10 protein-coding genes are annotated in these 13,703 nt (G+C 58.8%); 3 read left to right on the top strand and 7 right to left on the bottom strand.

The features are described from left to right. The first annotated feature begins 216 nt into the window (after positions 1–216). A complete protein-coding gene (locus FHT69_RS13775) occupies positions 217–477 on the top strand; it encodes a DUF982 domain-containing protein (protein WP_183845638.1) in 261 nt (86 codons plus the stop codon). A 67-nt stretch (positions 478–544) separates the two neighbouring features. Here FHT69_RS13775 and FHT69_RS13770 read toward each other — a convergent pair whose 3' ends face one another. Both FHT69_RS13770 and FHT69_RS13765 read right to left on the bottom strand, forming a co-directional pair. Then, a complete protein-coding gene (locus FHT69_RS13770) occupies positions 545–928 on the bottom strand; it encodes a hypothetical protein (protein WP_183845637.1) in 384 nt (127 codons plus the stop codon). Between the two features lie 5 nt (positions 929–933). After that, on the bottom strand, positions 934–1,911 hold the full coding sequence (locus tag FHT69_RS13765; RefSeq protein WP_183905474.1) for a sensor histidine kinase: 978 nt from the start codon (positions 1,909–1,911) through the stop codon (positions 934–936). A gap of 408 nt (positions 1,912–2,319) precedes the next feature. Here FHT69_RS13765 and FHT69_RS13760 point away from each other — a divergent pair, with 408 nt between their 5' ends. Both FHT69_RS13760 and FHT69_RS13755 read left to right on the top strand, forming a co-directional pair. Further along, a complete protein-coding gene (locus FHT69_RS13760) occupies positions 2,320–2,832 on the top strand; it encodes a ferritin-like domain-containing protein (RefSeq protein WP_183845635.1) in 513 nt (170 codons plus the stop codon). Between the two features lie 136 nt (positions 2,833–2,968). After that, the gene (locus FHT69_RS13755) at positions 2,969–3,475 is read left to right on the top strand and encodes a ferritin-like domain-containing protein (RefSeq protein WP_183845634.1); all 507 of its coding nucleotides are present in this window, start codon (positions 2,969–2,971) and stop codon (positions 3,473–3,475) included. A gap of 61 nt (positions 3,476–3,536) precedes the next feature. Here FHT69_RS13755 and FHT69_RS13750 read toward each other — a convergent pair whose 3' ends face one another. From FHT69_RS13750 to FHT69_RS13730, 5 genes are all read right to left on the bottom strand, one after another. After that, the gene (locus FHT69_RS13750) at positions 3,537–4,403 is read right to left on the bottom strand and encodes an SDR family oxidoreductase (RefSeq protein ID WP_281413884.1); all 867 of its coding nucleotides are present in this window, start codon (positions 4,401–4,403) and stop codon (positions 3,537–3,539) included. Between the two features lie 157 nt (positions 4,404–4,560). Further along, a complete protein-coding gene (locus FHT69_RS13745) occupies positions 4,561–6,852 on the bottom strand; it encodes a glycosyltransferase (RefSeq protein WP_183905473.1) in 2,292 nt (763 codons plus the stop codon). After that, positions 6,849–10,088: a glycosyltransferase gene (locus FHT69_RS13740; protein ID WP_183905472.1), complete on the bottom strand. Its 3,240-nt coding sequence runs from the start codon at positions 10,086–10,088 to the stop codon at positions 6,849–6,851. Before FHT69_RS13740 ends, FHT69_RS13745 begins: the two co-directional genes overlap by 4 nt. Then, positions 10,081–12,432, bottom strand: coding sequence for a UDP-galactopyranose mutase (gene glf / locus FHT69_RS13735; RefSeq protein ID WP_183905471.1), 2,352 nt, complete (start codon positions 12,430–12,432; stop codon positions 10,081–10,083). Before glf ends, FHT69_RS13740 begins: the two co-directional genes overlap by 8 nt. A gap of 57 nt (positions 12,433–12,489) precedes the next feature. Continuing rightward, a complete protein-coding gene (locus FHT69_RS13730) occupies positions 12,490–13,665 on the bottom strand; it encodes a glycosyltransferase (protein WP_183905470.1) in 1,176 nt (391 codons plus the stop codon). Positions 13,666–13,703: the final 38 nt, after the last annotated feature.

Genomic DNA, 13,703 nt, shown 5'->3' with positions numbered 1-13,703 from the left:
CGACCAGGGAGAGGAATGCGACGGCGCGAATGACGAGCCGTAGGCGCACGACCGGGCGCCGGTTCATGGCCACATCCCCGTCTGGTGCAAGTGCAGATGTGCGGCCGGATTTCACGCCGCTCGGATGGGGACCGGCGCGGCGGCTGAAGGCGCCCCGATGATATCGGCGCAAGCGCGAATCGGGCGGCGGGAACCAATGTCGACATGAGGAATGGAATGGACAAGGTGATCGAAGTTGATTTCAGGTTGAAATGGCAGGCGCCCGTCTTTGTGAGGATCGGCAACGGCTTCCGGGAACGGGTGGATGGGCCGGATGCCGCGCTCGAGGCGCTTGGTCATAGATGGCCCGAATGCCGAAGCGAGGTCTATTGCGAAGCCAAGCGTCGCTGTCTTGAGGCGCTCGTTCAGCATGGAAGTGCAGAGACTGCACGAAGCCGCTTTATCGACGCCGCCATTGCAGCAGGCGTCCTTGCGTAAGCAACGTCAGATGGGCGGTGCCACCACGTTCAAATGCAACGCTGCCAATTCGGTTCGATGAAAGCGGTTAGGTCTGAAACGCCTTCAGCGCGTCGACAAGCCGTTTCAGGTCCGTCGGCTTTCCAATATTGGCGACATCCGCAAGCGCCGAGTGGACTGCAAGCTCAGTGGGATGGACCGCGCTGGCGAGCACGAACGGAACCCCCAACGCCTTCAATTGAAGAGCCACGGGCGTGACTTTCTCGCCAACGAGATTGAAATCCAGGACCGCAGCGTGGGGACGCTCCTTGCTGACCAGATCAAGAGCGTGATCGACCGATGCTGCGGGCCCCAACACCCGGAACCCACCAGCGGTCAAAGCTGCCGTGAGTTCCATTGCAATCAGCAATTCGTCTTCTACCACGAGGACGCATCTTCTGCCTTCAACATCGACTTCCGCAGGATCGTCCATCTATCTCACACCGGGATTTTGATCGTAGCTGTCAAACCGCCCGGATCGTACTTAAGTTCCACCTTTCCGCCGATGTGAGCGGAAGTGCCCTCGATCAGCTCGGTGCCATAACCGCGGCGCTGAGGCCGGGTCACAGGTAACCCGGTCTTTTCCTGCCATTCGCAAATAAGATATGTCCGGCTTCTCGGACCGGGCTCGAGCGCCCACGTGACGTGGATCTGCCCAGCGGGAACGGACAAGGCGCCATGCTTCATCGCGTTGGTACCGAGCTCGTGGAATATCATGCTGACCGCGAGAACCTTAGAACTGGCAAGTGTCACCGCGGGACCATCGCAATGAAAACGCTCAACGCCGAGTTCGCCGACCGATCGCCGCAGCAGAGATTCAAAATCGGTAGTCTCGCCAGTCGATGCGATTTCCTGCGCGCGAAGCGTAACCTCGAGCCGCCCGAGGAAGATGTCGCGATATTCGGTGGCGGTACGATCCTCGGTTTTCGTCTGCATGGCGATTGCGCGTATCACCGCAAACAGGTTCCTCAGGCGGTGCCGTGCCTCCGCAACAATAAAGTCTTTCTCGGCGTCATGGCGCCGTCGCTCCGTGACATCATCGAAGAGGATGAGGATGTTCGTGCTGTTGTTGTCGGGATGAACGAGGCGACGCGCATCGACAAGAAACGTCCGCTGCCCGATCGCGGGGAAGTCATGTGTTACTTCAAAGCCGACAACGGCGGCGGCTTTTGGGATAACCGACGCGATCAGGTGTCGGAGGTCGGCTATTTCCCATTGACCGTTGCCGAGACGAAAGAAGCTTTCCCCTAGGATGTCGTCCCGCTCGACCGCGAAGGTTCTTACGAAAGCGTTATTGGCGTTCGTCACGCAGAGATTATGGTCCAGGACCACAATCGGCTGGGTCATCGTGTCGACGACGCCTTGTGCCTGCACGTGCCCACTTCTGAGCAATCGGTAAAGGTCTTCCAGAATCATCCCTGCGCTGTTCCTTCGGCAGAAAACATGCATGTCAATATGCTAATTTAGCGTGTTCGAAATTGGCACTTAGGGTGATGGACCTGTTGTGCAAGGGGTTTTGGTCACTCTCGTGGGTGCCATGTGTGCCTGCGATCACCTATCGATGGCACTAGCCGAGGTAGTGAGACGGCATTCCGTGACAAGAGGAACTCTTCAAGTATGGGATGCTGATCTCATCACAGTGACCTGGCCGCGATCGATGCGCTGCCTGAGTGGCCGGGCCGCCGCACTGAGCAGGCATAAGAGCACGAAGATCCGTCACTTCACCTGGACTAGATCGGGAGGCGGCGTCGCCGGTCAATCTGCAGAGCGTCTGGAACATCGCCGGCCGTGCGAAGTTAGAGCCGGTCAACGAGGAGATTTTCGATGTCTGAGAATGAAACCCGCGAAATTTTTATCACCGGCCTTAAGAATGCCCACGCCATGGAAAACCAGGCGCTTTCGATCATGAAGCCCCAGCTCTCGCGTATCGAGAACTACCCGGAGATCGCGGCGAAGCTCGACCAACATATCCGAGAAACGGAGGGTCAGATCGTCCGCATCGAAGAAGTGCTCGACAGTTTGAACGAAGACCACTCGTCGCTTAAGGACATGGCACTCTCCCTGACGGGGTCGATGGCCGCGATGGGCCATACCATGGCCGGCGATGAAATTCTGAAGAACTCGTTTGCGAACTTCGCCTTCGAGAATTTCGAAATGGCGGCTTACAAGTCGCTGTTGACTGTCGCCGAAGCCGGCGGCTACGGCGCAGCCACCGGTCCCCTACAGGCAAACCTGACTGAAGAGAGGGCAATGGCACAGTGGCTGGACGAAAATATCGTCTCTGTGACGACCAGGTTTTTGTCTCTTCGCGAAGCTGGTGAGAAAGCCAAGGTCTAAGCAACAACGATGGCCCTCGTGCCTACCGCTGGATAGGCCCGAGGCCCTCTGTATCGCTGAACGGCCGATTTTCGGACGGGAACAATCAAAACGACGCGGCATTACCCCGCAAGCCCATGCCACAGGAGGATTAACTATGGCGACCACCACAACCAAGACGCTTGATGACCTTTTCCTTGATACGCTCAAGGATATCTACTTTGCAGAAAAGCAAATCCTGAAGGCGCTGCCGAAAATGGCTCGCGCCGCCAAATCCGAGGAAGGCAAGGCAGGTTTCCTGCTGCACCGCGACGAAACTCAGGGTCAGATCGGACGCCTGGAGCAGGTATTCGAGCTTCTCGGCAAGCCGGCACGCGGCAAGACCTGTGAAGCAATCCAGGGCATCATCGCCGAGGGTGAAGAGATCATGGAAGAGTTCAAGGGCTCGCCGGCACTCGATGCCGGCTTGATCTCCTCGGCTCAGGCCGTCGAACACTACGAAATTGCCCGTTACGGCACCCTCATCGCTTGGGCAAACCAGCTCGGCCTCACGGACGCCATTCCGCTGCTTCAGGCAAACCTTGCCGAAGAAATAGCGACCGACAAGAAGTTGACCCAGCTCGCGCAGGCGTCTGCAAACGCTAAGGGCAAGAGGGCGGCTTGAGGCTGGACGATCAGGAAAGGCCGTCATTGTCGACGGCCTTTTTTATGGTCTGCCGCTGAGATCAGATCATGATTTCCCCGCCGGTCACCGGGACGATCGCTCCGGTCATGTAGCTGCCGAGATCCGAGGCGAGAAGCACATAGGCACCGGCAAGCTCCGCCGGCTGTCCAGCCCGCCCGATGAGTGTATTAGCGCCAAACTTCGCAGCTTTTTCGGCCGGCATCGTCGAGGGGATGAGCGGCGTCCAGATCGGGCCGGGTGCGACCGCGTTCACACGAATGCCTCGCTCACCGAGCATCTCCGCAAGTCCCGCGGTAAAGTTGGAAATAGCTCCCTTCGTCGAGGCATAAGCGAGCAGCTGGGGTGACGGCTGGCGCGACTGGATGGACGTGGTGTTGATGATCGAGCTGCCGCGCGCCATGTGTGGGATTGCCGCCTTCGCGAGGAAAAACGGTGCATAGATGTTTGTGCGAAACGTTTCGTCCCACTCTTCGGCATCGATGTCGGCAATGTCATCATAAGTGCGCTGGAAGGCGGCATTGTTTACCAAAATGTCGATACCGCCCAACTCATCGACAGTCCGCTGCACGAGCGCCTTGCAGTGATCCTCCGACTTGACGTCGCCAGGGATGACGACAGCTTTGCGACCTGCGTGTCTTACCCAATTTGCGGTGTCGTTAGCGTCCTCGTCCTCGCTTAAATAGGAGATGACCACATCCGCGCCCTCTCGAGCAAAGGCAATCGCCACAGCTTTGCCAATGCCCGAATCCGCACCCGTAATGAGAGCAGCTTTGCCTTCGAGCTTTCCACTACCCCTGTAGGATTTTTCACCATGGTCGGGGACAGGCTGCATGGCCGATGTTTGGCCAGGCGGCTCTTGCTGCTGCGCGGGGTAGGGGGGTGTCGGGCGGCGCGTGTCGTCGGTCATCGTCATGATCTCCTTGAAAGTTGTGAAAGGCAAACCTTCGGAAGCAGTAACGGTTCCCGGACGCAATCTTTCTTTCAGCTGCATCCGAGCAGTGCTGTGTCCCAAAATGATGGCTGCATGGTGCGATTTCGATCTGAATGCCGGCTGCTCGACGCGTTCAGGTCTCGCTAACCTCGGCGCCGCCGATATGAAGCGGTGCAAAGGTTGCAAACTCATTTGCTCGTTCGCATATCGCAGCACCCAGGGGAGCAAATGGCGCCCGTCCTTCTGAAGTGACATCGGCGGAGAGGAGGCCGTTTGCGCAAGGCCGACCATCATCCCAACCAGGGTGATTGACGATCGGATATAAGCACAAGCCTTCCAAGGGCACTCCCGACCTCATCGAATCCAGAGCCTGGTCCGCAACATAGTCAAACCAGGATGCGCGCCGATCATCCTCGACGCCGGTCTCGGCAATAAGGATCGGCCTGCCGTAGCGCGCGAACGTCTCGACCAGAATTCGGCTGAGAGGCTTATATAGCGGATGACCAATGTCGATCGGCCGGCCACCGTGAATCCACTGGTTATTGGAATAATAATTCACACCGAGAATATCGAGATAGCGTTCGCCGCCTCCGATCTGCGGCCACATCCTTCCGCCGATCAAGTCCCAGGCCTGGAATTGCGATTGGCGATGTCCTTCGGCAATTCGCGCGTCGTGGGGACGCGACGGATCCGCCACGACGTTAATGACCGGCTCGCAGTGAACGAAGCGGGCCCGGGCATCCACCGAGATAATGGCGTCGATCACTGCGATGGCAGCGCGTGCCATCTGCACCTTGAGTTCGAATCCCCGTCCATTGGCAAACGGGTTCAAATAGCCGACGTCCCCACCGCCCCATGAGAAAAACGAGATCTCGTTGACAGGGCAATAAAACGGAATGCCGTCGCTCTCCTCGCGGACCAACTCGGCGCATGCACGTGCGAACCGCGCGAAGCGATCGATGAAGCGAGGCGACCAGATGTCGAGATCATCGGGCCAGCCATAATGCAGGAGATCCCAGACAACCTGGGTCTTTGTTGCCTTGGCCGCCTGGAGCATCGGACGAATGCTCGACCAGTCGTATCGACTGGATTTGTCAATCAGGTGCCATCGGAAACCATCGCGCACGGTGGACATCCCAAAGCCTTGAAGTTGACGATAGTCCGTCTCGGCATGGTGATCGTGACCCGTGGCGGCAATCAAATCGAGTCGATGGCCCTGCGTTTCATCGTTTTTTGGCCGGAGCCGATGGGTCGAACATTCGAAACCGCCTTGCAGAAATGATTGAAACAGACCCGAAGGGCGAGCTGCCTTTCGTTCTCGGTGGACCTCTGCCAGAAGCCACTCCCACTGCGGCAGCACTGCCTCGACGGAGTAGTCTATCTCGACCTTCCGCCGCAGGGCTGTGCCGAGTGCGTGACGGCGCGCGGGGGACTCGATAAGCGCGATGATGTTTTTCGCAACGACGCCTGGACTGCGATAGGGGACGAAGACTCCCGACAGCCCGTCGTCGATCTGCTGCATAACACCGTTATCAGGCGTCGCAATCACCGGTAGGGAGGCGGCCCCCGCCTCTGCGATAACGTGCGGCATGCCTTCGCCGGATGAGAGCCAGACGAATATATCGAATGCGGCGAGTAGGGACGGGATATCGTCCCGGTCGCCAAGAAATTGAAGCATACCGCCGAGCCCGTGCCGGGTAGCCAGGTCTTTGAGCCGTACGGCATATTCCGGCAGGAAGGCGTCGGGTCCGCCCACAATGACGAACCGTGCACTTTTCGTCGTGGCATGAACCAGTGCGGCTGCCTCAATAAAGTCCTCGACGTTCTTTTTGGGATCGAGCCTGCCGACCCAACCGATGAGAACCTCATTTGCCGCGATCCCGAGGTTCGCTCGCGCCCGCTCGCGATGTGCCGGGTCGAAGGCCGAAAGATCGATCATCGAGGGGATTTCGAGGGCATGATGGTCGCGCCCGGGCATCCGCGATGCCGCTGCCTCACGGATCGAGCGACACACGCCCACATAACGCGACGTCAGATGTTTGGGGCCAGCCAAAGCCTCTGAGACCAGCCCGCCATGTTCAATGAGGGGCGGGCGAAGATGCAGTCGCTCCAATGCGGGATAGATGTCCGCCACGTTCTGGCAGGAAACAACAATGTCGTAACCTGGGATTTTCCCGGCAAGATATTTTACCGTATCGTTGAAGGACAATTCATAGGGCGTCGTATCGACATCGATCCCCAGCCCCTGAAGCTGCCGGTGCGTTTGCTCCGGCATGCCAGGTTTACGAAAGCAGGCTACGACGTCGATGCGATAGCGACGCCGGTCCAGATTCTTGGCAAGCAGACGGACTTCCGTCTCCTCGCCGCCGACGACCAGCCAGGCGAAGACGAAGAGGATCCGCAGAGGCGCTGGTTCAACCGTCATTCGCCGACCTTGAATATAACCTGGAGGAATTCCGGCCGGTTCTCGATCAGATCGACCAGGAAAGCAGGCGCGTCGTCCATCGGCACGATGTGAGTGATCATGTGCTCGCGGATCGCCGCGCCCTCCGTTTTCAAAAGGTCGAGCGTCACGCGTGCCAGCCTTTGACGGTCCCACCGTGGTGCAAGCCCGCGGGGAACGCGGTTGATTTGCGCGCAGCGGATGTTCAGACCGTTGTGATGGAATTCTTCTCCCAGCCGCAAAGCGCTGGCGCCATCCTGGTAAAAGGCAAGATCGATCACAGTGCCCTGGGGGCGCAAGGCTTTCAGCGCCGTGTGCAGGCTTCCTGCATGAGCTCGCGTCTGGAACGCGACATCCGCGCCGCGTCCCATGGCACCCTCATGCCAGCGCTCTTTGGCATGCTGCCAGGCTTGATCCTCTGTCATCGCCGTCAATCCCATCGCATCCGCCTTGCTGCGGCGAAATTCCGAGGGGTCTGTGATCACAATGTCTGATGCGCCGAGCGAACGGGCAAAGAGCGCCGTCATCAAGCCCACGGTACCTGCGCCGAGGACGATTACCGTTCGGCCGCAAACACCCGCACCGAGAGCAGGGACAGTCGCTCCAAATGCTTCCGCGTCGGCATGGAGGATGCCGTTGGCAGCGATCGGTCCCATCTGCGCGACAAAGACGCCGAGCAGCGGATCGAGTTCCGGCGGCATGCTGACAAGAAGATCATGAGAGGGGTCGGCAGTATGCCCACTTTTGTGCGCGTAGCTCGCCGCGAGCAACTCGCCATCGGCAAAGCCGCGCGCCCGGGATTGCGAAATGCGTGCGACCTCCATGTAACCGAGGAACGGCACTGGATAGTGCAGCTCCGGCTCGTTTTCGATGAAGACCCCGCGTCCGCCATCGAAGCGCGCGCGGAAATAGGGGTTGGTATTCTTTAAGAACGTCAGCTCGGTCCCGGCGGAAAGACCGGTATAGAGCGTGTTGAGCCGCACATGCCCATCGGCAGGCGGGCCTTCCTCATACTCGAAGAAGTAGGCTCGGCCCGGCGCCTCGATGCCGAGAGAGCGGATTTTGCGGTGACCAGGCCGCAATTCCGGAGACATCTGGGCACGCGGTTGTGCCAGCAAGGGCTTTAGTTCGCCCCGTTTGAGAGCCGGGATGTCGAGGTGTATCGGCTTTCCGCTGCGTGCGGACGATACCACGGCCAGGGCAAGCCGATGGGTGGCTAAGGCATCACCATACGGGCAGCGGATGCGGTTTTCACCACCGCGGACGGCGTCGATGAAATCGCGGTCTTCGCGCCATACCGGATCGCCATCGGCACCACGCACTGGCCGTCCTCTTCCAACATCCACCATGATATCGCGGTCGGTCAATTCGATCGCCAATCGGTCGGCGAAAATATGCAGGCCGACGCGGTGGCTCCAGCCGAGAAGGCAGCTCGCGGCGATATTAGCGACTACGCCTGTTTCGAAGGTCAGGTTAGCGGTGGTCACCGTCGGCACATCGAGGCCGGGAAACTCCGCCCTCTCCGTATGTCCTGCCCGGCCGTAGACGTCGGTGACTTCGCCTACGAGGAAGCGCGCGAGATCGAGAAGATGCGTCGCCTGCTCAACCATCTGGCCGCCGGATTGATCCTCCTTCCACCACCACTGCGGGGGAGGAGTAGAGTCAAGCCAGTACCCCGACAGGAGTTGTGCTGGGTTGTCCGCCAACAGGTTTCGGGCCTCATCGACGATATCGAGATAGCGCCAGTGATAGCCAACGCCAGTGATGAGGTCCGCCTTCGAGACGCCTGCTGCGATCTCCTCCGCCAGCGCCAGATCGAGCGTGACCGGTTTTTCGACAAAGAATGGAATGTTGCGGTCAATGAGGTCCCGCTCCGGCTCGCCATGGGCAAAAGGCGGAATGCAGATGTAGACCGCGTCGAGTTGTTGCGTGTCGAGCATTTCGCGATGATGGCCGTACGAGCGGGCGCCAAAGCGCATTGCCGCCGCGTCCGCGCGGGGAAGGTCCAGGTCGGCGAAGGCGACAAGTTCGACGTCGTCGAAACCGGTCAGGATATCTAGGTGCCGATGGGCAATACCGCCCACGCCGATGAAGCCCAGCCGCGTTTTTCGCATCTCGCTATCCTTTAGTTTTTGATCTGCATGTTTGGTGAGGAAGCGCTCGTAGACGGCGCTAGTCTCGTCAGCCATTCGATGGATTGAAAAGTTACGCTCGAAACGCGCGTGGCCGACTCTGCCGGTGGACTTAAGATGGGGATCGCTCAACGCCTGATCGACGACAGCGGCTATCGACGTTGGGTTACCAGGCTCCGCAAAATAGGGATGATCACTGCCCAGCGCCTCGACCGTTCCGCCAATCCTCGTCGCAACCACGGGAACGGAAAGCGACATTGCCTCGAGAACGGCGAGCGGAAGACCTTCAAAGCGCGAAGGAAGGACGAAGAGATCTGCGATCGCCATGATCTCGGCAATATCTGCCCGGTGCCCCAGAAAACGAACGTGACCGGAGGCCTGCAAATCTCTTGCCAAGGCACTGACCCGATCTTCTTCTGGACCCGATCCGACAAAAATCAAAACCGCGGAAGGATGAGTTCTGAGGATGTCCGGCAAGGCGCGGACAAGCGACGCCTGATCCTTCTGCTGGGTGAAGCGGGCGACCGTCAGCAGCACAGTTTTACCCACTAGGTCGAGCACTTGCCTTAGATCCACCGCTGCTCGCGCAGGCGAAAGCGGAAAGATTCCGTTCCGCACGACTGTCAAACGCGACGGCGCAACTTTTGCTTCGCAGAAGCTCTGGCGCGAGGCCTCGGAAACCACGATGTGATGCGACAGTCTTCCGGTCTCGCGCCGATAAAGCTCGATCTGGTCCGTATCTGTGAGCAGATAAGGAAGATGGTCGGTGCGGACAATCGGGATTGCCCGGGCATCTGCGGCGGCAGCTAGGCCGTGTCCCTCCCATCCGATTCCTGCATGAATGTGCAGAAGATCAACGTTGGATCGCGCCAACCACTCCCCAAACGCGCCCGCGTCTTCGCTTAGCTTGATGCCGATTCCGTGTCGCGCCGCACGCGGCAACAAACCGGTCCTGTCCTGCGCCAACAGGGCTATTGTGACCTCCCACCGTTCGCTCAAAGCCCGCCCGAGAGCAAGCATATGCTCGCCCATTCCGGACGGTTCGGTGCTGTCGGTCGCCAATAGGATATGAGGGTTTCTACTCATGCCGGGCGCCGGCAAACGCTTTATCGGTCTCATTCCGACGCGTCAGGCGCCGGTAGGTCGCCAGTGCTTGACCGACGACTTGGTCCATATTGTAATATTTGTAGGTTCCGAGCCGCCCGACGAATGTCACGTCGCTCTGTGCGCGGGCGAGAAGCTCGTATCGTTTATAAAGTGCCTGGTTCTCCGGGCGGGGGATCGGGTAATAGGGGTCACCTTCGGCAAGGGCATACTCATAGCTGATGCTCGTCTTTGGATGAACCTGGCCGGTCAGATGCTTGTATTCAGTTACGCGCGTGTAACGGACATTCTCGGATGGATAATTGATAACGCCGACCGGCAGCAGCCGTCGTGTATCGTGCGTTTCATGGTGGAATTCCAGACTGCGATAGGGCAGCCGGCCTAAACAATGGCCGAAATACTCGTCTATCGGCCCGGTAAAGATGGTGTGGCTCGCCAGCCCATCCTGCTTCAGATCGGCGAAATCCGTGCCGAGCAGGACCGTTATATTTTCATGGTCGAGCATGCGTTCGAACATGCGCGTGTATCCGTCCAGCGGCATGGCCTGAAAGCGGTCGAGGAAATAACGGTCGTCGGTATCGGTGCGGGTAGGCACTCGTGCGGTAACTGATTTGTCTAGCTTCGAGGCATCAAGGCCCCACTGCTTGCGCGTGTAACCTTCGAAGAAAGTGCGATAAAGTCCGGATCCGATTTGAGAAATGACGACGTCTCGCGATGTAATCACGCGATCGCAGGGTTCCGCCCGGTCGGCCAGGAATCGTGCGGCCGCAAATTCGTCCGTAAGGTCGAGACCATAGAGCGCATTCAGGGTGGTACGATTGATGGGGATGGGAAGCCGCAGCGCACCAACCTGTGCAAGCACCCGATGCTCGTAGGGGCGCCATGCCGTGAAGCGCGACAGGTAGGCAACCACATCCTCGCTGTTTGTATGGAATATGTGCGGGCCGTATTTATGGACGAGGATCCCGGCGTCATCGTAGTGATCGTAGGCGTTTCCGCCAATATGAGGCCGTCTGTCGCAAATGAGCACTTTCCTCCCGCCATCTGAAGCCAGTCGTTCAGCCAGCACCGATCCCGCAAATCCTGCACCGACGATCAGATAGTCATAGCTACCCGGCGCGGGCTGTTGGGTGTGAACGGAAAATCTTTGAGGCGGGGCACGCGACAGGACTTTTCGCCCTGCAGCCTCTTCGACAAGTGCCGACATCTTACGGAAGGTGCTCTCCCAGGATGATCGGGCCAAAATTTCATCGATGGCCTGCAACCACGCCTCGTCACCGCGCGAAACATGAAGGGCAGCATCGCAGGCCTTCGCAAAGGCTTGTGCGTCGTTGGCCAGGAAGACGCCTGGCACATCGCCATACCCGCGGACCACATCGACAATTTTCGTTCCGACGATGGGCCGGCCCGCAGCGAGGTATTCAGGAGTTTTAGTCGGACTAATGAATCGAGTGGCATCATTCAGTGCAAATGGCATAAGCGTCGCTTCCCAACCCGAAAGGTAGGCCGGCAGATCGCCATAGGTTTTCTGACCGAGATAATGGATGTTGGCTGCCCGGGGCAAATCGTCCGGCGAAATCTTCACAGTCGGCCCAAGGAAGACGAAGGAATAGCCGTGCCGCGCCGCGGCGACGCTTGCGATCAGATCAAGATCGAGCCGCTCGTCGATCACACCGTAGTAGCCAAGGCGAGGATGAGGAATATCGACTTGGTCCCTGGGTTCCGGCAAAGGCTTGCGCGCGGTGCTGAAGTGATGGCTATCGACACCGGATGGAAATGGGTGGATGTTGTCGTGTTGGTCCCGTTTCACTTCATACAGGCTTATGCCACCGGTGAAGACGACATCGGCGGCCGCAATCAACGTGTGTTCGGATGCCTTGAGGTTGGCGGGCGCAAACTTGAAGTTTGCCAGCTCATCCATGCAGTCATAGACCACCGCCACCGCATCGACATGCCGGGCGAAGGCAAACATCAACGGGGTGTAGAACCAAAGGATCGGGCGCTTTCCGCCGCAAAGCGTGATGAGTTCGTCAAGCAGCTTGCCAAGAGTGGCTTCACGGTCGGTCTCGCTCCACCCATTTGGAATGCGCGGACGCACCGCCTTGACGGTTGTCCCCTCGAACGGATGGATCTCCACATAGGCAAGGGGATGGTCGGTCGGAATGAATTCTTCGAAGAAGAACACTGGGCGCTCTCGCGAGAATCGCTGCATCAGGTGCTGGGGCCTCTGGAGCACAAAGTCCCACCGAAGATGCGAGAAGCAAATGAGCGGAGCGTCTTCCAGCAAGCCGCAGCCGGACAACGGCACAGAATTCAGCAAATTCATCAGGCACCTCGCAATCACAATGGCCCCTCGAACCTGCGATTGCGTCGAATGTTCCCGTCAATCTGGCGAAGTTATCTCCATAAGGCTCTTGAGCGTCCGGAGGCTATGCGGCCACGTCCAGTTGTCCAAGACGACCTGACGCGGATCAAAGCCTTGCAGCCGTCCGAGCATGTCGCGAATACCCTCGTGAAATTCACCGGCCGAGGCACTGCGTCCGGTCTTCGGCGTGATGTATTGCAGGCCGCAGCTCAGCTCACTGTTTGCAAGCACGGGTATTCCTGCCAGCATATACTCAGTCAAAATGGCCGGCGCCCCGTCATCGACGCCGCAAACAACGCCGATGCGGGCCTGGTTCATAAGCCTGTTCACCTCTGCAAACGGTACGCCAGGCGGATCGATGAAATCGACGTCGAGGCCGAGCGCTCCTGCGTGCCGGCGAAGCGCTTCCATCAGGTCGCCATATCCGCAGACGCACAATGTACGCAGCGAACGGGGTAGTTGGCTCAGCGCGTTGAACAGAATGTCATGCCGCTTGTAAGCCTGAGCAGCAGCGACGTAGATCACGTCGTAGATCTTTTCCAGACCAAGGGGCCTGAATGTCGCCTCCGAGGCAAACTCCGGTCCGATCGGCATAACCGCGGTGCGCATATCGGCATGTCGAGCGCGCACTGTTTCCGACTGCCACGCGGCGCCTGTGAGAATAAGGTCGAAATGGCGGCTCACGTTGGAGGGGACGCGCAATGCCGGTGCGTCGATCGAATTGTAGATTTTGAAACTGTCGCGGCACGCCAGCAATACGTCTTCGCTGACGCCAAGGCCCCATATGCACAGGATCGACGGTGGTCCGAAAGCCTCGATATGGCCCAGCATATCATTTGATGCGAATGGCGCTTCAGGCCCATTCATCTGGAAAGACCGGCGTGTCAGGAAGGGGCATCCATTGGTCCTATGCATCTGTGGCAACCCACCACGGCGGTGGGTCCAAATCTCCGCGCTGTCGGCAAGGCCTCCCTTGAGAGCGGCAAGAGGAAGCCGCTCGATATAGCCACCCGCGACCTCGACGTTCTGTTTCGGGTTGACGGCCATCTCTGGGACAGGTCCGCGATTGCCCGACAACCATTGCTGTCGAAACCAGGTTATCGTCCCGGACTGGGCGTCGCGCCAATCGCCGTCCTGGAAGTCGCTGATGACGACTATTCGGCGTGGTATCTTTGTTGCTTGCAACGTAACCATATCCACGTCCCGCGGTTGAAGCCCGAGGTGGGTTTTGC

Origin of the sequence: Rhizobium sp. BK008 (assembly GCF_014197345.1) — a bacterium.
Taxonomy (GTDB): Bacteria; Pseudomonadota; Alphaproteobacteria; order Rhizobiales; family Rhizobiaceae; genus Rhizobium; species Rhizobium anhuiense.
Note: the sequence above shows the minus strand (reverse complement) of the source record. Positions and strands in the feature narration are given on the sequence as shown.